General features: G+C 53.0%; 15 protein-coding genes. 1 reads left to right on the top strand and 14 read right to left on the bottom strand.

Annotation, left to right across the window (positions count from 1 at the left end; all coding sequences use genetic code 11):
- Positions 1-46: 46 nt before the first annotated feature.
- The 11 genes from mltG to hisS form a co-directional block, all read right to left on the bottom strand.
- Positions 47-1,258, bottom strand: a complete 1,212-nt coding sequence (gene mltG / locus HMPREF2554_RS06360; RefSeq protein ID WP_004004734.1) for an endolytic transglycosylase MltG — start codon at positions 1,256-1,258, stop codon at positions 47-49.
- Complete coding sequence (gene ruvX, locus HMPREF2554_RS06355; RefSeq protein WP_013399125.1) at positions 1,255-1,782, bottom strand: Holliday junction resolvase RuvX; 528 nt, start codon at positions 1,780-1,782, stop codon at positions 1,255-1,257. The genes mltG and ruvX overlap by 4 nt, the downstream gene beginning before the upstream one ends.
- A gap of 28 nt (positions 1,783-1,810) precedes the next feature.
- On the bottom strand, positions 1,811-4,492 hold the full coding sequence (gene alaS, locus HMPREF2554_RS06350) for an alanine--tRNA ligase (RefSeq protein WP_013399126.1): 2,682 nt from the start codon (positions 4,490-4,492) through the stop codon (positions 1,811-1,813).
- An 85-nt stretch (positions 4,493-4,577) separates the two neighbouring features.
- A complete protein-coding gene (locus HMPREF2554_RS06345) occupies positions 4,578-5,057 on the bottom strand; it encodes a hypothetical protein (RefSeq protein WP_004004738.1) in 480 nt (159 codons plus the stop codon).
- The gene (locus tag HMPREF2554_RS06340) at positions 5,058-5,453 is read right to left on the bottom strand and encodes a DUF948 domain-containing protein (RefSeq protein ID WP_004004740.1); all 396 of its coding nucleotides are present in this window, start codon (positions 5,451-5,453) and stop codon (positions 5,058-5,060) included.
- Between the two features lie 467 nt (positions 5,454-5,920).
- Complete coding sequence (gene rpsD, locus HMPREF2554_RS06335) at positions 5,921-6,553, bottom strand: 30S ribosomal protein S4 (protein WP_004004741.1); 633 nt, start codon at positions 6,551-6,553, stop codon at positions 5,921-5,923.
- 483 nt (positions 6,554-7,036) lie between these two features.
- Entirely contained in the window at positions 7,037-8,482 is a 1,446-nt protein-coding gene (locus HMPREF2554_RS06330) for a replication-associated recombination protein A (RefSeq protein WP_013399129.1), read from the bottom strand.
- 31 nt (positions 8,483-8,513) lie between these two features.
- Positions 8,514-8,948, bottom strand: coding sequence for a D-aminoacyl-tRNA deacylase (dtd, locus tag HMPREF2554_RS06325; RefSeq protein WP_013399130.1), 435 nt, complete (start codon positions 8,946-8,948; stop codon positions 8,514-8,516).
- Positions 8,949-8,982: 34 nt separating this feature from the next.
- Complete coding sequence (locus HMPREF2554_RS06320) at positions 8,983-9,498, bottom strand: P-loop NTPase family protein (protein WP_246826024.1); 516 nt, start codon at positions 9,496-9,498, stop codon at positions 8,983-8,985.
- A gap of 165 nt (positions 9,499-9,663) precedes the next feature.
- Positions 9,664-11,436 (bottom strand): aspartate--tRNA ligase, encoded by a 1,773-nt coding sequence (aspS, locus tag HMPREF2554_RS06315; protein ID WP_013399132.1) that lies wholly within the window; start codon positions 11,434-11,436, stop codon positions 9,664-9,666.
- A gap of 142 nt (positions 11,437-11,578) precedes the next feature.
- Positions 11,579-12,946, bottom strand: coding sequence for a histidine--tRNA ligase (gene hisS / locus HMPREF2554_RS06310; RefSeq protein ID WP_013399133.1), 1,368 nt, complete (start codon positions 12,944-12,946; stop codon positions 11,579-11,581).
- A gap of 282 nt (positions 12,947-13,228) precedes the next feature.
- Between hisS and HMPREF2554_RS06305 the strand changes: the two genes are divergently transcribed.
- A complete protein-coding gene (locus HMPREF2554_RS06305; protein ID WP_238382381.1) occupies positions 13,229-14,500 on the top strand; it encodes a DUF349 domain-containing protein in 1,272 nt (423 codons plus the stop codon).
- 147 nt (positions 14,501-14,647) lie between these two features.
- On the opposite strand, the gene HMPREF2554_RS06300 is transcribed toward HMPREF2554_RS06305, so the two are convergent.
- The 3 genes from HMPREF2554_RS06300 to secD all read right to left on the bottom strand — a co-directional run bounded on the left by HMPREF2554_RS06300 (position 14,648) and on the right by secD (position 20,100).
- Positions 14,648-17,053, bottom strand: coding sequence for a RelA/SpoT family protein (locus tag HMPREF2554_RS06300; RefSeq protein WP_013399135.1), 2,406 nt, complete (start codon positions 17,051-17,053; stop codon positions 14,648-14,650).
- 252 nt (positions 17,054-17,305) lie between these two features.
- Complete coding sequence (secF, locus tag HMPREF2554_RS06295) at positions 17,306-18,403, bottom strand: protein translocase subunit SecF (protein ID WP_004004751.1); 1,098 nt, start codon at positions 18,401-18,403, stop codon at positions 17,306-17,308.
- Positions 18,404-18,405: 2 nt separating this feature from the next.
- Positions 18,406-20,100, bottom strand: coding sequence for a protein translocase subunit SecD (secD, locus tag HMPREF2554_RS06290; RefSeq protein ID WP_013399136.1), 1,695 nt, complete (start codon positions 20,098-20,100; stop codon positions 18,406-18,408).
- Between the last annotated feature and the right edge of the window lie 25 nt (positions 20,101-20,125).

The raw sequence follows: 20,125 nt of genomic DNA, 5'->3' as shown, positions 1-20,125 counted from the left end.
TACAGAACCTACAAATACGGTGCCTCAGTACTGACCACGCAGTATCTTACTTACAGCGACCTGAGTGTTCCTCACACCACTGGTTGTACTCGTCAACGTACTTCTGGTGTTCCTTGTAGGTGCGCGAGTACTTCGTCTCACCCGTATCAAGGTCAACCGTTACCCAGTAGTAGTACGGGTTGTTCTCGGGATTTGCTACCGCTTTGATTGAGGACAACCCTGGCGATGCAATCGGGCCTGCAGGCAGCCCCGTATTCGCATAGGTGTTGTACTTATTATTCTTATCAGCCTTTTGCTCTTCCGTGAGGTGATATGAACGTACACCCAAGCCATAGGTCACGGTAGCATCGGACTGAATCAAACCGTTAGTCTCACCCTTGGGGTTATTAAGGCGGTTATTGATAATGCCCGCAACGGCCACATAGTCCTTAGGCTGTGCTTCAAGCTCCACGATAGAAGCCTTAGTCAGGACCTCAAAGGTTCGTTGGTCTCCGCTAACTCCTGCTTCCTGCAGATCAGCCTTTGTTCGCGAAACCATAGCCTCAATGATTTTCTTGGCGTCGGTTCCTTCCTTCGGAATTCGGTATTCGCCCGGGTGCAGCCAGCCTTCCATTGAGGGGAAGTTCTTCGGGATACCGTATTCTTCAGGGTGAGACATAGCAGCCTCAATATCACGACGGCTTATCTTGCCTTCGGTAGCTTTAGCGATAATATCGACCGTCTCGTTCATGCGCTTACCCTGCTGAACCGCGATATAGAAAATATTATTATCGCTATCTACCAGGTTCTTCACGACCGAAGAGCTGCTCATTTGCTTCTGCAACTCATAGGTACCAGCTTTAAGAGTTTTACCGTTAGCCTCTTTCTGGTACACGTCAATGAACTTGCCAGGATCGGCAATAATGTCTTTTTCTTTGAGCGCCTGCGCAATCTGCGCGGTACTCTCACCCTGCTCAATCGTGAAGCTTACCGGCTCGCCATTTCCCGATCCCGAGTAGTCACGATTTTTGAAGGGGTTAATGTCGTAACGCTGCACGAAGACCACCCCAAGCACAATAAGTACCACGGCAAAGACGCTCAAAGCTGTTGCCATGATGGTGTGGCGGCGACGCTTACGCGCGCGTAGCTCCCTAGCGGTTACCACCTCATCCTCAAGGGTGATACCGCGAATGCCAGCCTGGCTTTCGGCGAGTGTCGGACTGAGAAGCTCGCTTAAGCTACTCTCTCGCGTCCGCTGTTTTGTAGGTTCTTCGGTCACTGAAGGTTCTCCGTTTCGTTGACGGGGCCGTCTATAGTCTCTTGCAGATGGGAATCTTCGCGAGGTGATTCATGCACCAGATATCCAGCGACAGCTTGCCCAGCTTTAAGAGCATCCAGACTGTACTGCAATATGTTAACAGCAGCAACCTGGTCAACCATAGTCTTGAAATTTCGGCTGGATACACCAGCCTCGTGGAGGGAACGATGCGCACTCACCGTGGTGAGACGCTCATCGACCAGCCAAATGTTGATGTGTGTATTTCCTTCTGCATCCAATTCGGAGCGCAAAGCGTGGGCGTAATCCCGTGCCATGCGGGTGGAGTCCGACTCTCCTCCCCGCATGGTTTTGGGAAGCCCCACAAAGATCTCTTTCACGTCGTTAACCTCCACAAGTTTGCGGAGAACTCGACGGTCCGAGTTCTTCTTGCTGTCACGACGGAGTGTCTTGAGCGGAGTCGCCAGAATGCCGTCTGGGTCGCTCAATGACGTGCCAACGCGGGCATTACCCACGTCAACACCCATCCGTACTCCTCGTTGAAATTCAGTCAAGTTATGCCTGCGCTATCGCGTTGCGGATAGCATCCAGTGCTTCTGAAACCTTCGAAGCATCCTGTCCGCCGCCCTGTGCAACATCGTCCTTGCCGCCGCCACCGCCGCCGAGTATACCTGCTGCGAGTCGCACCAAGGCACCGGCTTTAATGCCAGCTTCACGGGCACCTTCATTTGTGGCGACAAGAATAACCGGGCGACCATTGGCCACGCCAGTCACCGCCACAACGGCAGCTTCAGAGCCGAAGCGTGAACGTAAATCTAACGCTAGCGAACGAACACCGTTGGCGTCCAGCTCTCCCGCATGATGTGTAAGAACTCGTACGCTGCCGATGGTTTGCGCGTTTTCTAAAAGCTTACCAGCCTCAGCCTGAAGCTTCTCGCGGCGCAGCTTTTCAAGTTCTTTCTCAGCTGACTTTAGTTTCGCCAACGTCTGGTTTATTTTCTCGGGTAGTTCAGCCGAGGACTGCACTTTCATCATGCCGGTCAGCTGATTGACTAGGGTACGCTCAGCGGCAAGATGCTCGAAAGAATTCATACCGACCAGTGCCTCAACGCGGCGGTTACCCGAGCCCACAGACTGTTCAGTGAGCAGAGTCAGAGAACCAATTTCAGATGAAGTTCCTACGTGGGTGCCGCCACAAAGCTCACGCGAGAACTCTCCACCGATTTCGACCATACGCACGATGTTGCCATACTTCTCGCCGAAGAGGCTCATAGCGCCTAGGGCTTTAGCCTCGGCAAGAGGCATCTCACGCGCAATAACTTCGTGATTATCCCGGATAGCGAGGTTTGCTACCTCTTCGACTTCACGCTTAGCGGAGTCAGATAGGCTCTCACCCCATGCGAAGTCAAAACGCAGGTAGCCTTCCTTATTGAAGGAACCACGCTGAGTTGCTTCATTACCCAATACCTGGTGCAAAGCCGCATGAACAATATGGGTACCCGAATGGGCTTTTTCACCATCTCGACGTCGCTGCACATCAACCTGCGCCACAACTTCAGCGCCCGGATGCGCTTCACCTTCACGAACAACGGCGCGGTGAACACTCAAACCCTTGACAGGCTGCTGCACGTCCTGAACATCAATCACGAAACCGTTTCCAGTAATCACGCCGGTATCAGCTGCCTGTCCGCCGCCCTCCGCATAGAACGGGGTTTCATCCAAAACAACCTCAATCTTATCGCCCGCTTTAGCTACGGGAACGGAAACCCCATCCTTCAGCAAAGCACGAAGATGAGTCTCAGTGCGAAGTTCGGTGTACCCGGTAAAGATAGAACCACGTTCATCCACGAGCTTACGAAGCTCAGAGAGATCTGCGAAAGAACCTTTTTTAGCCTTAGCATCAGCCTGAGCACGGTGACGCTGCTCAGCCATCAGTTCGCGGAACGCCTTCTCATCAACCTTTACGCCTGCTTCAGCGGCCATTTCAAGGGTCAGGTCGATTGGGAATCCGTAGGTATCGTGCAGCGCAAATGCTTCTGCCCCAGAAACAGAGTTTGACCCGTCTTTCTTAGCCGTAGCAACGGCTTCTTCCAAACGCTCGGTGCCGGTTTCAATCGTATGCAAAAATGCCTTTTCCTCGGCATAAGCGATGCGGGAAATACGCTCGAAATCATCCGCCACGTAGGGGAAAGCACCAGCCATCGCATCGCGAGAAGCGGGGAATAGGATAGGCAGGCACGGTTCAGTAACGCCCAGCAGACGCATCGCACGAATAGCGCGGCGCATCAGGCGGCGTAGAATATAGCCGCGTCCTTCGTTGGAGGGAGTCACACCATCGGCAATCAGCATGAGAGAAGAGCGAATATGGTCCGCGACCACACGCATGCGCACATCGTCTTCATACCCCGGATCTTCGGGAGATTCAGAGCCGTGGTATTTTTTCCCGGAGAGCTTCGAAGCGGCGTCAAGTACCGGGCGCACCTGATCGGTTTCGTAGAAGTTTTCAACACCCTGCAGAAGCATCGCCAAACGCTCAACGCCTAAACCGGTATCGATATTCTTCTTGGGCAATTCACCCAGAATCTCGAAGTCTTCCTTACCGATCCCTTCACCACGCTGATACTGCATGAACACAAGGTTCCAGATCTCAATATAGCGATCGTCATCTACCGCCGGACCGCCTTCTTTGCCGTATGCGGGTCCGCGGTCGTAGAAAATTTCGGAATCGGGGCCTGCAGGACCAGGCTGACCTGTAGACCAGTAGTTTTCCTTCATGCCCATGCGTTGAATACGTTCTTCTGGGAATCCTACGGTTTTAGTCCATACGTCGAAGGCTTCATTGTCTCCTTCGTAAATGGTCACCCACAGACGTTCCGGATCTAACCCGTAACCGCCTTTATCCTGGCTAGCGGTGAGTAGTTCGTAGGCGAAAGGAATAGCTTGCTCTTTGAAATAGTCACCGAATGAAAAGTTACCCGCCATCTGGAAGAAGGTGCCATGACGGGCGGTCTTACCTACTTCTTCAATGTCGAGGGTACGAATACACTTCTGAACGCTTGTTGCACGCGAGAACGGAGGGGTCTCTCGTCCAAGAAAATAAGGGATAAAGGGCACCATACCGGCAATGGTAAACATGGCACCGGGTTCGTTTGAGATGAGTGATGCAGAAGGCACCACGGTATGTCCGCGCTTCTCGAAAAATTCGATCCAACGCTTAGAAATTTCCTGTGAGAGCATCGCTTTCCTTAGACAATTCTGTGTGAAATTCTACGAAATCTATCAAGTTCGTCATGCCGTCATTACGGCTACGTTACAGTACCGGCTAGTTAAAGAAATCTTCACCCAGCTCTCGGTCACGTTGGATGCGGGCGGAGCGAAGTTCCTCCTCTGTAGCGGCAATCCGCGATTCCACGTCGAGCAGTTCCCGCTCGGCAGCAGCCCGATTTGTGGAAGCAATTTCTTGCTCACTCATCTGACGGTCCCAGGTATCTATAGAACCAGGACGTATATCCTGTTTCTGTCGCTCAACTTTAGCATGAAGTTCAGCTTCTTTTTCCTGCATGCCTTCACGAACACGCGCAGCAAATTCGACAGCTTTAAGCGCATAGGGTTGAAGAGGCTTACCAACGGGTGAATCGAAAAACTTTCCCACCTGTGACTCCGGGTTAAGAGCGAGTGTACCCTGTTGGTACTGAACAAGAGCGCCTGTTTTCTTTTCGGGCGATGCGCTGGCACGTTTTGACGCGAAATAGCCTACCGCTGCGCCCGCTCCCACAAGAAGAACTGACCGAAATAAACCCAATTACTGTTCACCTCCCTGTGAAGTACCAGCTGCACGATCGTCGTCACCAGGCTTCTTACCGCGGAATGCCTGACGGACACCGTATGAGAACGAAGCAACTTTAATAAGGGGCTGCCCCACAGTTGAGGTCACCAAAGAAGACAGGGCAGAAACGTTCGCGGAAGCATCGGATACGTTAGAGGTGATACCGTCTACCTTCTCAAGCTGCTCATTCGTGGTAACGACTGTTTTAGTAACTTCGTCGATCAAAGGCGATGTGCTCTGGTTGAGTGAACGAATGGTCACGATAAGTTCATCGAAAACTTTAGTCAGGCGAATAATAGGTAAAGCAAGTAACGCCACAAGAATTGCGAAAACACCGGCAGCTATCAGACCTGCAATGTCTCCACCACTCATCACGACCTCTTTCCTATATCAACCAGTAAAACACAGTGGGCGCCCGCGAGAAACGAGCTTTGAAGCGAGCACACAGAAAAACCGTACCCACGGCTTACTCCATCATAAATGAAAAACCTTGTGCATGCCCATTTTGAACGCCGCTTGTCGTCAAAATATACAGCTCTACCAGGGGTTTTATAAAAAATTTACACTTACTGCGGCATCTCGTTACAGTTCAGATTCCACGTTTATTACCCTCATCAAACTCTATAAGACATGCATAAGATGCAACAACATTGAGGAATAATCCTCAGGTTTAGTCATACACCACCGACCTGGATTTTGGGTTCCGAAGCAAGTAAACACCTTCAATAAATGTTGTACCGTCTATTAAACCGGTAATAGCTCACAAGACATCATGCAATAAAAATAACCCCTCCTACAGCCGAACCGTAGGTAGGGGTTACCTTCTCGAAAATTCGAGATTATGCTAGGCGTGAGTAGTACTCAACAACCAGCTGCTCATCGCAGACCACAGGGATCTCTTCGCGCTTGGGGGCGCGTTCGAGCTTAGCGTGCAGCTTCTCGATTTCGACGTTCAGGTATGCCGGAACCTCAGGCAGAACTGCCTGGTTCTCGCCCGCAGCTGCGACCTGGAAAGGAGTGGTCTTCTCAGACTTCGGGTGAACGTGAATCAGCTGGCCGGGCTTAACACGGAACGAAGGACGATCCACGCGCACACCGTCAACCATAATGTGACGGTGTACAACCATCTGACGAGCCTGTGCAATGGTGCGAGCAAAGCCCGAACGCAGAACCAGAGCGTCAAGACGGGTCTCAAGGTGCTCAACCAGGTTCTTACCGGTCTGACCCTCGACACGCTTTGCTTCAAGGTATGCGCGGCGCATCTGTGCCTCACGAATGTTGTACTGAGCGCGCAAACGCTGCTTTTCCTTCAGCTGGGTAGCATAGTTAGAATCAGCCTTCTTGCGGGCACGACCATGCTGACCGGGGCCGTAAGGACGGCGCTCAAGGTACTTTTCTGCCTTCGGGGTCAGTGCGATGCCCAAAGCACGGGACTGACGCACGGTACGGCGGGTGCGGTTATTTTTAGCCACAATTACCTTTCATAGTGCAGAACCCTCATGTATTCACGCTAAGGGCTCTTATCTTTTTGGAGCTGGCCTCCTCGGTTTACCCGCACCGGGTGGTGGGGCGGAGAGTTTGGGGCAGAGTACCCCAGCACTACGTCAGCGTTATTCCTAAACCAAAACACAATATACTGCGCTATATAGTGGGTATAACGAGACTGCCAGACCCATCAAGTCTACCGTGGTTCGCATTCAGAATCTAGCTGAGTACCGCACAAATTTTGTGTTCTCAACCATGCGCAAGAACACATTATGACACTCCCTCAAAACTTTATGACAGAAGTTCCTTTACCGAATCTTTACCATGTCATAGAATAAAGGCAGTACACCGGATGTGCGACCGACTTCCGGGCTCATAAGAGTCTGGTGCGCATTCGGAGTTTATCTATCACATCTCACTCTAGCGGTATACACCACGGCCGAGGTGGTGCATACCGCTTTTCTGTTCGGTTAGCTATCGGCTCGATTCAGAATTTCTCGGATACGTTCGCGCCGTTCAGCCAGGGTTCGTTCAAATCCATACTGAGTCGGCTCGTAGTAGACCTTATCCCGCAAGGTATCCGGCAAATACTGTTGAGCCGCCACATGCCCCGGCTCATCGTGCGCATAAATATATCCGTCGCCGTGTCCCAAATTGGCGGCGGCCGCATAGTGGGCGTCTCGAAGATGAGCTGGAACCTGCCCCGAAAGCCCAGATCGTACATCCGCTATTGCCTTATTAATAGCCACATATGCCGCATTTGATTTGGGCGCTAAGGCACAGTAGATCACCGCCTGCGACAGAATAATACGTGCCTCTGGCATGCCGACCAACGCCACCGACTGGGCGGCGGCGGTCGCTACTTGAAGCGCCTGCGGATCGGCAAGACCGATATCTTCACTCGCCGCAATCATAATGCGCCGCGCCACAAAGCGTGGGTCTTCGCCGCCTTCGAGCATGCGCGCTAGATAGTGGACGGCGGCATCAGCATCGGAACCGCGTATAGATTTAATGAAGGCGCTAATCACGTCGTAGTGCTGATCGCCGCCTTTATCGTAGCGAACGGCAGCACGGTCAACAGCTTCCTGGGCATGTGCCAGAGTAATGCGCACGGGTTCTCTAGGGTTTACCTCTCCCCCAGATTCCGCGTTCTCATCCGGGGATTCGACCTGTTCATGCTCGCTGAAGGCTATGGCGGCGGCCGCTTCTAAAGAAGTCAGCGAGCGGCGTGCATCGCCACCGGAGACTGCGGCAAGGTGGGCACGAGCATCTTCATCAATCACAGCAGCACCGTTGAACCCGCGAGGGTCTTCGAGCGCTCGGTTAATTAAAGACTCAATATCGGCTGGCTCCAAAGAATGCACCCGGAGCAAAAGTGAACGTGAAAGAAGAGGCGAAATCACGCTGAACGAGGGATTTTCCGTCGTTGCCGCCACAAGAATAACCCAGCGGTTTTCGACTCCGGGCAACAGCGCATCTTGTTGAGCCTTCGTAAACCGGTGAATCTCGTCAAGAAAAAGCACTGTTGTGGTGCCGTACATGTCACGGTCTAAAAGTGCTTGGTCCATAACAGCGCGAACGTCTTTAACTCCGGCGGTAATAGCGGAAAGTTCGACGAATTTACGCCCCGGCGCACGTGCGATGACATGCGCCAATGTGGTTTTCCCGGTGCCGGGAGGGCCGTATAAAATAACAGATGAAGGTCCTGCTGGTCCAGACTTATCGGCACCAGCAAGCACACGAAGCGGAGACCCTGGGGTCAGCAGATGGGCTTGTCCAAAAACTTCATCGACGTGACGCGGGCGCATACGTACTGCCAAGGGTGCTTGGGATGCGGTACGTGAAGACGGTGTGGACGCAAATTTTACGCGATCTTCGTCGTCTGGAAGGTCAAGGTCAAAAAGCGAATCTGCCATATTTCAACTCTACCGTGCGTACACGCGGTATCTAGAGGGTTTCGCTATCGAGAATGAGGGTTACCGGTCCGTCATTAACGAGTTCAACCTGCATATCGGCGCCGAAAACTCCTGTTTCAACACGGAGCCCGATAGCGCGAAGCTTCTGGACAAAAGCCTCAAAAATCGGCTCGCTGACAGCGCCCGGAGCCGCTTTCGACCACGACGGGCGCCTGCCTTTTTTCGCATCTCCGTAGAGCGTGAATTGACTAACGGCGAGAACGGGCGCATCAACCTCAAGCGCGGATTTTTCGCCATCAAAAAGGCGCAGGTTAGCGGTCTTATCCGCCATTTTCGCCAGTTGGGCCTCGCCGTCCTCATGGGTAATACCGACGAGTGCAAGATACCCGGTTTCTTCAATCACCCCAACGATTTTATTCTCTACACGCACGGATGCGCGGCTTACACGCTGCAAAATAACTCGCATGGGTATGCTCTGCCTTTCAATGTTTATAAGACGTTCAGATACTTCCGCGAAGCTGTACCGCTTGCAGAAATTTCTCTGCTTCACGGGGTGTTCGGAATTCGATATATCGTTTGTCAGGGTGATTTCTGCGTGCTTCGGCCATCAGAGGCGCATATTTAGGGTAGCTGCTCCAGGTGTAGCGAATCATATTTTCGGGGTCGGTAAAAACGCTCCACAGGGGCGGCTCAGTATTTCCCGCCCAGAGTTTTTCACGAGTCACTGCCCGGTGTAGGGTTCTTCGAATAACCCGCTGCTCAACAAACCATCTCGGATAATGCAGGTAAATGACGGTATCAGCACGCTCTAGAAGACGCTCACGTACCTGCGAATACTGCCATTCTGTAATCCACGAATCCTGCGCCGCGAGCTCATCCACATCTGCTTCAAAACTGGGGCGGGGCGTCCAGTTCTCGCCCCAGTGCAAAGAATCCATTTCGGTATGCGGTATGCCTAAAATCGCGCCAAGTCTTCCGGCAAATGTGGTTTTACCGCTGCCACTGGCGCCTGTCATGAGGATGCGCATAGCTCCTCCCTTTCGTACGAGGACTCTTTCCAGAATAGCTAACCCATACACGAATACGCACCGAAACGACGAAAGCGGGCTGCATATACACCGTGGTGTATCTACAGCCCGCTTTCCTCTCAGCGATCACGCACCGAGGCTTTCAAGCAAGAACTACTTCTCGTCGTCCTTCTTCGGCTTGAAATCAACGCCTGCTTCCTTGCGCTGCTGCGGCGTAATCGGCGCGGGTGCGGCAGTCAGCGGGTCATAGCCGTTACCGGTCTTCGGGAAGGCAATAACCTCGCGAATTGAATCTACCCCCGCAAGAAGCGAGATAATGCGATCCCATCCAAATGCGATACCGCCCATCGGAGGTGCGCCGTACTTGAAGGCGTCCAGCAAGAAGCCGAACTTCTCCTGTGCTTCTTCCTCGCCAATTCCCATGACCGCAAAAACACGTTCCTGCACGTCACGGCGGTGGATACGGATAGAACCGCCACCGATCTCGTTACCATTGCAGACAATATCATAGGCGTATGCCAGCGCCGAACCGGGGTCCTTGTCGAAGGTATCCAAGAACTCGGGTTTTGGCGCCGTGAAGGCGTGGTGCACGGCAGTCCATGCTGAGTGCCCCAGCGCGACATCTCCTGACTCGGTGGCCTCTGCGGCAGACTCGAAGAGAGGCGCATCCACAACCCACAGGAACGACCACTCGCCGTCCTTGATAAGGCCGGTACGGTGACCGATCTCAACACGGGCAGCGCCCAGCAGAGCACGCGCCTGTTTAGCTTCACCGGCGGCGAAGAAGATGCAGTCCCCGGGGTTGGCGCCGGTTGCTGCAGCAAGACCTGCACGTTCCTCATCAGTGATATTCTTCGCAACAGGACCAGTCAGTTCGCCGTCTTCCTGCACGAGTACATAGGCCAGGCCCTTCGCACCGCGCTGCTTTGCCCATTCCTGCCATGCATCCAGGGTGCGGCGCGGCTGAGAAGCACCGCCGGGCATCACCACGGCACCCACGTAGGGAGCCTTAAACACCCGGAAAGTGGTGTTGGCAAAATAATCGGTAAGTTCGGTCAGCTCAAGACCAAAACGCAGATCTGGCTTGTCGGTACCGTATTTCTCCATCGCTTCGGTATAGGTCATACGGCGAATAGGACGGGGAATCTGCACATCAATCAGGTTCCAGACAGCCTCGACAATGCGTTCGCCCAAGTCAATAATGTCGTCCTGATCTACGAAGGATGCCTCAATATCGAGCTGAGTGAACTCAGGCTGACGGTCCGCACGGAAGTCCTCATCGCGGTAGCATCGAGCAATCTGGTAGTACTTTTCAATGCCGCCCACCTGCAGGAGCTGTTTAAATAGCTGGGGTGACTGCGGCAACGCATACCAAGAACCAGGTGCCAAACGCGCAGGAACCAGGAAGTCACGGGCACCTTCGGGTGTTGATCGGGTAAGAGTGGGGGTTTCAACCTCTAGATAACCGTCATCAGCAAGCAGGTTGCGTGCCGCGCGGTTAGCGTCGGAACGCAGGCGCATGATGCGAGCGGGTTCGGGGCGGCGAAGATCGAGATAACGGTAGCGCAGACGCGCCTCTTCACCAACTTCAACATGCTCGTCAATCTGGAATGGAAGCGGTGCCGCAGTATTAAGAACCTCGACCGCAGAAACTTCAACCTCAATTTCGCCGGTTGCAAGATTCGGGTTTTCATTTCCCTCAGGGCGCTTGGTCACCTGACCGGTTACACGCAGAACGTACTCATTGCGTAGGTGCTCAAAATCATCTTCGTTATGGAACACGCATTGGGTAACGCCCGCGCGATCACGCAAATCGACGAAAGCTACGCCGCCGTGGTCACGACGACGAGCTACCCAGCCGGTGAGGGTTACGGTTTCTCCGATGTTGGCGGCGGTGAGCTCGCCATTGGTATGGGTGCGAAGCACTGCATTCCTTTCATTGCAGGCACCTCACGACTATAGACAGTAGCCGGGTGCATGCGCTTGATTTTTAAGATACGCACACTGCGTGCGCATTTTCCCATTGTAATGCCGCCACTCACTATAGTGTGGCGACACCCGCAATATTTTATGAGCCGATGCTCTCGGCAGGCACTACACGCACGTTCAGGTCTTCTTCTGGCGGCATCCAGATCGCGGGGTCCGCAGCAACTTGTTCCCCCGAACGAATATCCTTGACCTCGTGCGCCAGCTCGCCGTCATCCTCCGTCGAAATAAACCAGACGAAGGGAATACCGCGTTTTTCAGCATATTTGATTTGCTTACCAAATTTTGCTGCGTTCGCCGAAACTTCACAAGCGATACCGCGCGACCGGAGTGCATCGGCGACATCATTAGCGGCAGACCAGCCTTCATCATTAGTGAGGGCGATAAATACCGCAGAGGGAACCTTACGGGTAGCCTGCGCAAACCCCTGCGAGAGGATGCGCGCCACCAGGCGGGTTACCCCAATTGACAGCCCAACTCCGGGATAGGTTTTCTTCCCGTTCGAGGCTAGTGACTCGTACCGACCGCCCGAACAAATCGACCCTAACGATTCATGCCCCACAAGCACAGTCTCGTATACGGTACCGGTGTAATAATCCAGCCCGCGCGCGATAGAGAGATCAGCAAGAACTTTTCCGGGGGCACGGCGGGCAGCCTCATCAATAACTTCGGCAAGCTCGATAACACCCCGATCAAGAAGTTCATGCTCAACCTTGTACTGCTCAGCGAGTTCACGGACCTGAGCCGCAAAAGATGAATCCTCAGTACGAATCTGCGCAAGCTCTAGGGCTGCTTGAGCCTGCTCTTCAGAGGCACCAGCTTCACGCTGAAGTTCCTGCGCCACCGCATCCGCACCAATTTTTTCAAGTTTGTCAATGGAACGCAGCACCGCGGCTGTATCGGTAAGTCCTAGCCCACGATAAAAACCCTCCGCAAGTTTGCGATTGTTCACCCGAAGTTTGAAATCGGGAATAGGAAGTTTTGAGAGTGCATCCACGACAACGAGAGCGAGGGTCACGTCATAGCGGAAAGGCAGTTCACCATCACCCACAACATCAATATCAGCCTGGGTAAACTCGCGTGCACGCCCCTCCTGCGGGCGCTCGCCGCGCCAAACTTTCTGAATCTGGTAGCGAGAGAACGGGAAATTCAGGTACCCAGCGTTCTCAACCACGTACCGCGCGAAAGGCACGGTCAGATCGAAATGCAGAGCAAGTTTTTCTTTAGCTTTAGTGGCGTTATCATCCAGCAGGCGAGAGATCGAGTAAACTTCCTTATCAATATCACCCTTGCGAAGAAGCTGCTCAATAGTCTCAACCGAACGGGTCTCAATCGAAGAAAAACCGTGAAGCTCGAAGGTCTTACGCAGAGTGTCAAGAACATGGTTCTCAACAAGTCGTTCAGCCGGTAAATACTCCGGAAAACCAGACAGCGATGCCTTGCGAGCCATATGCTTCTCTCCTTGAAATCGTGGTATCAGATGTGCGCCATATTGTGTGACGCGCACAGCCTTTTAATCATAACAAGGATGCGCCCACAGCGAACCGCAAAACTTCGCGCCTATTCTGGCGCGTCACATGCCGCTATAGGATGTATAAACCGTATACACCCGCTATGCTGTATAGATGCGCTATATGTTTCGGACTATAGCCATGAGACGTTTCCCCGGCATGACATAGAGCCTATTCTTCCGATGGGTTTTTCATGCCCCTAGTGAATGAGAGTTATAGCGGTGACTATTAAATCCGACGACACCCAGGTAAACCTTGAGCAGGCACGTAAGTTTGGTCGTGTATCCGATGACGGTCATGTTTTTGTGATTGTTGAGGGTGAAGAGTACGCCGTAGGGCAGTTGCCCGGTGCATCCGAAGAAGAAGCCCTGGCATATTTCGCCCGCAAGTTCGAGAACGTTGAGGCACAGGTCTCTCTGCTCGAATCGCGTGTTGAGAATAATTCCCCGGCGGCAGATCTGCAAAAGGGTATCACCTCCATCGGTGCGCAAATTGGTGTGCGCAATATGGTGGGCGATTACGCAAGCTTGCAGGAGCGCCTGTCCGCATTGAACGAACGCATTATTAAGCTGGGCGAGGCTCAGCAGCAGGAACGTGCCGAGAACCGTGAACGTGCTCTGGCGGCGCGCGAAGAGATCGTTGCTGAGGCTGAGCAGATTGCGGCTCAGGATGTTGAGAAAATCCATTGGAAGAATTCTCATGCCCGTATGAACGAGCTCTTCGATGCGTGGAAACAAGCACAGCGTGAAATTCATTTGGCAAAATCAGTTGAAGACGAGCTGTGGAAACGATTCCGCGCCGCCCGCACCACCTTCGACCGCAACCGTCGGGCGCATTTCTCGCAGCTTGACGACCGTAACGCCCGCATCAAACGCGCGAAGGAAGAGTTGATCGCTCGCGCTGAACAGCTGTCTTCTTCAACCGATTGGTCTGAGACCTCACGTGAATACGGCAAGTTGATGCGTGCTTGGAAGGAAGTTCCGCGCGGTTCTCGCCGTGAGGACGATAAACTGTGGGCGCGTTTCCGTGCCGCTCAGGATGTCTTCTTTGATGCCCGCAACGCCGCCGAAGCACAACAGGACGAAGCATATGCCGAGAATCTCAAGGTTAAAGAGGCTCTCCTAGTTGAAGCTCGCGCCCTGTTGCCGGTAACCGACATTTCTGCCGCTAAAAAGGCTTTTGAGAAGATCCTTGATCGTTGGGATGCAGCCGGTCGAGTTCCGCGCGCAGATTTGCGCCGTATAGATTCTGAACTTCGTAAGATTCAGGATGAAATCAACGGTGCAGAAGCCGCTAAATGGAAGAAGAACGATCCCGCTAAGGCAGCCCGCGCAAACTCGCTGCTCACCCAGATCCAGGATTCGCTCGCCGAGCTTGAGTCTGAGCTACAGGCAGCACAGGCCTCCGGCGATGCTAAGAAGATCGCCAAGGCGCAGGAGGCTTTGGAGGCGCGCCGCGCCTGGGCAGCGACCCTTGAAGGTTTCAACGCCTAAAGCTTGTTCCTTCCTTTCTTACGAAGGTACAAAAATTCCGGGGTGTTCCCAATCGGGAGACCCCGGAATTTTTGTGTTTATCTGCCAAGCTATGCCCTGCTTACACGCTTTACACCCTGCGCAGATTTTCACGCACCTACTGTAAGACTATGCAGCCGCTGGCTTGGCACCGGTGAGACGATACGCCTTATAGACGCCCGCAACGTTGCGCACAACGTTCAAGACATGCTCCAGCATAAACCTGTCCCCTAGCTCAACCGCAAACCGGTCGATGACGGTACGATCCTCAGAGGTGTGCACGCGCGCATCCAGAATGCTTACTCCGGCCTCTGAAATAGCTCGGATGAGGTCGCTGAGCAGACCCTTACGGTCCAGGCCCTCCACCTGAATCTGCACGCGGTACATGGCGTCCGGGGATGAAGCCCACTCCACCGTGGTAATACGGGGCTCCTCATCGGCATTACGCATATTGGGGCAGTCGCGCCTATGTACTGAAATACCGTTATACCGAGTCACCATGCCAATGATGTCATCGGGCGGAACCGGTGTGCAGCATCGTGCAATCTTCGTCAGCACGCCCTCGGCACCTGGAACGACCACGCCGTTATCGCTGACGGCACGGTGAGTCTGCTTAAGCAGGGTCTCATCAAAGTCGCTAACCTCAACCTCAGATTCTTCAATCTGGTCGCCATTATAGAGCTCGACAAGAGAGTCAATCACCTGCTTTGGCGATATTTCGTTCTCACCAATTGCTCGGTACAGCGTTGCAACGTCATTCTTGTGCAGCTGTTGAGCTACCTGCGTCATGAGCTCTGGGCTCATCATCTTCTGCAGCGGCAGCTCATTATTGCGCATGCTCTTAGTGAGAGCTTCACGCCCGCGATCCAGAGCCTCAAGACGGCGTTCTTTTGCGAAATGCTGACGAATCTTTGTTCGCGCTCGCGATGAACGCACGAATTTGAGCCAGTCCTCGCTAGGGCCAGCGTCCTCATTTTTGGTGGTCGTAATTTCGACTGTTGAACCCGTGGGCAGCACTGTATGAAGTGGCACTAGGCGCCCATTCACCTTAGCGCCAACGGTACGATCCCCCACTTCAGAGTGAATAGCGTAAGCAAAATCTACGGGGGTTGACCCGGCGGGAAGAGCGATTGCTTCACCGTCGGGGGTGAGCACCACGATCTCATCGGTATCGAGAGTTTCCGCCAGAGACTCGTAGAATTTATCTGACTCAGGGTTGGAATTAGAGATTTCGGCAATAGACTGCAAAATCCCCACATTCATGGCAGAGGTATGCGCTCCCGGCTCGTGTTTCTGCTGGGTTATTTTCTCACCCCGCGAAGCCGCTTTATATCGCCAGTGCGCGGCAACACCGTATTCCGCTTCCTCATGCATCTTATAGGTGCGGATTTGAATTTCCAACGGTAAATTACCCGGCCCATAAACCGTCAAATGTAATGATTGATAATTGTTATTTTTAGGATTCTTAATATAATCTTTGAAACGCCCCGGCATAGCAGGCCAGAGTGAAAGTATATGCCCTAAAACGGTGTAACATTGTTCATCCGTTTCGACCATAATGCGCACCGCGAGAATATCGTTAATCTCGTCAAAACTACGCCCTTTGGTTTTCATTTTTTGATGAATGGAATAGTAATGCTTCGGGCGGCCCGTCACCGTAGCCTCAAGCCCCACCGAGTCTAAACGCTCTGTAATCTTGCTACGTGATTCATCAAGAAATTTTTCAAGTTTAGGAGTACGCTCCCCCACCATACGCACAATTTCGGCATATATTTCGGGGCTCATCGCGGCAAATGACAGGTCCTCAAGCTCCCACTTGATGGTGTTGAGTCCCAAGCGATGGGCCAGCGGAGCATAAATTTTAAGAGTTTCTTCAGCTTTCCGCGCCGCCGACCCTGCAGCCACAAAACGCCAAGTACGTGCATTGTGCAGACGATCGGCAAGTTTGATAAGAAGCACGCGAATATCTTTACTCATCGATAGCACGAGTTTGCGAATAGTCTCGATGGATGCGTGCTCGCCATAAGTCATTTTGTCGAGCTTTGTCACACCATCAACAAGGTAAGCAACCTCTTCGCCGAACTCCTCTGTGAGCTCTTCCATGGTGTATTCGGTGTCTTCGACTGTGTCATGCAGAAGCCCCGCTGCCAAGACAGGACCGGTCGCGCCCATTTCAGCAAGAATCGCGGTCACGGCAACGGGGTGGGTAATATACGGATCGCCACTTTTACGCTTTTGACCTTCGTGATATTTATTCGCTATTTCAAAGGCACGCTGCAGAACTTGAATATCTTCATCGGGGTGATATTTCCGCACGGCGCGTACAACAGGCGCTAAAAGCGGTGAGAAACGTACGGACGCGCTTTCGTTGGCTCCCCCAGATGTTGAAAGCATGCGGCGACCAAAAACCAAACGGTTAGGCACACGTCCGGATGCCGCCATCACACGGTGAGAGCCACGCACAATTTTCTTAGGCGGCTGCGTCTGCATGCCGCCTTCGTTATCGGGGATTACGGGAGATCCTGCTGCGCTCATCTTTCTGCCTTCTTCCTCGTGCCCTCCACGTATTGAGAATCATCGTCGACCCACGCATCACCATAAAACCTGCGATATCACGATATCTTGAGTGAGACTCTCATGTGTTTATTTATCCTACTCACTGTTGTGCAAGTGCGGCAAACTCATGTAGTGAAACTTTCAAGATTTATTGTAGGTGTTACATAAACCATAAGGGGCGCTCTTGTGAGAACGCCCCCTATGATTATTCACTTATATGCCCCAGTCAAGTTATTGGTCTGCGTTTATAACGTTGACTTCAAAACTCGGTTTACGGCGTTTACGCGGTTTATCATCGTCATCCTCAGATGCGGCATCCGCCTCTGCCTGACCACTCGCGCGGTATTCCTCAACCTTACGTGTGTGGGCGAGAATCTTCCGCTCGCCCAAACGTAGGGTTCCATAAAGCGGCGCCGATACGAAGAGTGTACCGACCATGCCGACCAGAATACCGACGAACAATGACAGCGAGAGATCTTGCAGAGTACCGGCGCCCAGCATAAACGCGCCGATAAAGAGGATCGAACCCACCGGAAGAACACCAACAATAGCGGTGTTAATTGAACGTACCAACGTCTGGTTCACCGCAAGGTTAATGTCTTCCGCAAATGTCCTGTCTTTACGGGAGAAAGCATCCTCGGTGTTCTCACGGATCTTATCGAAAACCACCACCGAGTCGTACAGTGAGTAGCTCAAAATCGTCAAGAAACCGATGATCGCACTCGGGGTAATCTCGAATCCGAGAGCCGCGTAAATTCCTACCGTAACAACCACGGTAAAAAGCAACCCAGCTATAGAGGCCAGCGACATCTTCCACGTGCGGAAATAGAACGCCATGCCGATCAGGGCAAGGATCACGAACACGATCAACCCGAAGAACGCCTGGCGAGTTACATCTTCGCCCCAGGTAGGACCAACATAAGAAGAGGTTACGTCATTCTCGCTCACGCCATAAGCATCTTGCAGAGCTTTCTTAACACTGAGGGTTTCGTTATCAGAGAGCTTGCTCATTTGAGCGCGGATAGTTCCAGGGGCGATATTTGTAACACGCACATCCGATGCCGAGGGCGCATGCTCTTTCACGGCGTTTTCGCCCTCAGATACCTCAGTATGAGTGGTTCGAGATACCACAAATTCCGAGCCACCACGGAAATCAATACCCAGGTTAAATCCACCGCTTACAAGCGGTATGGCAACAGATACCGCCATCAGTAGAACCGCAAGTAAGAGCCAAAGGCGGCGCTTGCCGATGAAAGGATAAGACCGGGCACCCGAGTGCAGGTCATTACCGAAGCGCGCAAAAACATTAGGCTTAACTTCAGCAGCCATAATTACGCCTCCTTCTCATCATTTGTTGCTTCTTCAGCAGTGGCGGCGCGCTCAGCACGTCGACGCTCCGCAATACTGAGTGTAGATTCCTTTGACGAGCGGAAACGACCGGCGCCTCGGTATAGGGGTGCTGCCCCCAAGGATTCCGGTGAAAGCCCGGAATGGCGGTGCCCCTCGCCAAAGTATCGTGTATTTGCAAGCAGAGTAAGCGCGGGGTGGGTGAAGAGATACACCACAACCAAGTCGGCGATCGCGGTAAGACCCAAGGTAAATGCGAAGCCCTTCACCGAACCGACTGAGACAACGTACAGCACTACTGCCGCCAGAAGGTTCACAGCCTTAGAAGCCAGGATAGTTCGGGACGCGCGCTTCCACCCGTGACTGACAGCCGCCGGTATTGTACGTCCGGCCCGAATCTCATCACGAATACGCTCGAAGTACACAATGAAGGAGTCTGCCGTCGCACCAATTGCCACAATCAAACCGGCAACACCCGCCAGGGAGAGGCGATAGTTTAGGGCCCATCCCAAAAGCACAATGGCTTCATACGAGATAATGCCCGCGACCACCAGAGAAGCCATGGTCACAAACCCGAGCAGACGGTACTGGAACAGTGAGTACACGAAGACCAAAAGCAGACCAATCAGACCGGTCAGAATACCCACTTTAAGCTGTTCTGCACCCAAAGTTGCAGAGATCTGCTGCTCTGATTGAATAGAGAAGCTAATCGGGAGAGCACCGTACTTCAGCTGATCGGCAAGATTCTTAGCTTCCTGCTCTGAGAAGTTACCGGTAATCTGCGGCTTGCCGTCTGCAATAACCGCCTGCGAGACTGGCGATGACAAAACCTTACCGTCGAGCATAATAGCAAAGCGGCTGCGGGGATCGTTCGGGCTCTGACCGCGAATAGCGTTCAGACGAGTCGTCACTTTCTTAAAAGTTTCACGGGCCGAGTCGTTGAACTCAATATTCACGGTCCAGCGACCGGTGTTAATGCCCTGCCCGCTAGTTTCTTGCGAGTGACTTGCCGTCGAAATATCGTTACCGTTGAGTTCTACCGGGCCCAAAATGAATTTCTCGTTGCCATCGGTAGAGCACGCCACGATAGCTTTCTTGGGGTCTGCCGCTTCCGCATCTTCATTATTGCCCGCGGAGCAATCTTTAGCCTCAAACTCTTTATAAAGCTCGGGAGTAATCCAGTTGGTATCTGAACCGTTATCCTCCTGTGGCTCTGCGGTAGGCTTTGGGAGTTTATCGTCAGGAGTGCGTGATTCCTCAGGTACTGCTGTACCGGGCGATGAGGATTGCAGCACCGCGCGGAAGGTCATGTTGGCGGATGCCTGAATAAGCTCACGGGTTTCTGGGCTGATATTTCCAGGAACCGAAACCACAACGTTGTTTCCGGAGCCGAAAGACGTTGTAACTTCTGCTTCCGAAACGCCCGCACCGTCAACGCGCTGACGAATAATTTCAACGGCCTGTTTCAGCTGCTCCTGGCTAACGTTGGTGTCGTTCGACCCGTTCACTTTGGGTGAGAGGATCATCTGGGTACCACCAGATAAATCAAGTGCTAGTTTTGCTCCCCACGACCCACCGGCTTGCGTGGTACCGAAAATACCAGCGGCCATAAGGATCATGAGCAAAACCATCGAGACGAGGGCGCCTCGCGCGGCTGCAAGCGGTGAACGCCTAGCCATATGTGCCCCTTACTAGTTCTATGTT

The organism is Rothia sp. HMSC071F11 (assembly GCF_001809115.1).
Classification (GTDB): Bacteria; Actinomycetota; Actinomycetes; order Actinomycetales; family Micrococcaceae; genus Rothia; species Rothia dentocariosa.
The sequence above is the reverse complement of the archived record's forward strand: the minus strand, read 5'-3'. Positions and strand labels throughout refer to the sequence as shown.

What these genes read in the sequence shown, in the direction of transcription:
- ruvX (WP_013399125.1), bottom strand. Translation starts at nt 1,782, where the DNA reads ATGGGTGTTGACGTGGGTAATGCCCGCGTTGGCACGTCATTGAGCGAC.
- alaS (WP_013399126.1), bottom strand. Translation starts at nt 4,492, where the DNA reads ATGCTCTCACAGGAAATTTCTAAGCGTTGGATCGAATTTTTCGAGAAG.
- HMPREF2554_RS06340 (WP_004004740.1), bottom strand. Translation starts at nt 5,453, where the DNA reads ATGAGTGGTGGAGACATTGCAGGTCTGATAGCTGCCGGTGTTTTCGCA.
- HMPREF2554_RS06330 (WP_013399129.1), bottom strand. Translation starts at nt 8,482, where the DNA reads ATGGCAGATTCGCTTTTTGACCTTGACCTTCCAGACGACGAAGATCGC.
- dtd (WP_013399130.1), bottom strand. Translation starts at nt 8,948, where the DNA reads ATGCGAGTTATTTTGCAGCGTGTAAGCCGCGCATCCGTGCGTGTAGAG.
- HMPREF2554_RS06320 (WP_246826024.1), bottom strand. Translation starts at nt 9,498, where the DNA reads ATGACAGGCGCCAGTGGCAGCGGTAAAACCACATTTGCCGGAAGACTT.
- hisS (WP_013399133.1), bottom strand. Translation starts at nt 12,946, where the DNA reads ATGGCTCGCAAGGCATCGCTGTCTGGTTTTCCGGAGTATTTACCGGCT.
- HMPREF2554_RS06300 (WP_013399135.1), bottom strand. Translation starts at nt 17,053, where the DNA reads ATGAGCGCAGCAGGATCTCCCGTAATCCCCGATAACGAAGGCGGCATG.
- secF (WP_004004751.1), bottom strand. Translation starts at nt 18,403, where the DNA reads ATGGCTGCTGAAGTTAAGCCTAATGTTTTTGCGCGCTTCGGTAATGAC.
- secD (WP_013399136.1), bottom strand. Translation starts at nt 20,100, where the DNA reads ATGGCTAGGCGTTCACCGCTTGCAGCCGCGCGAGGCGCCCTCGTCTCG.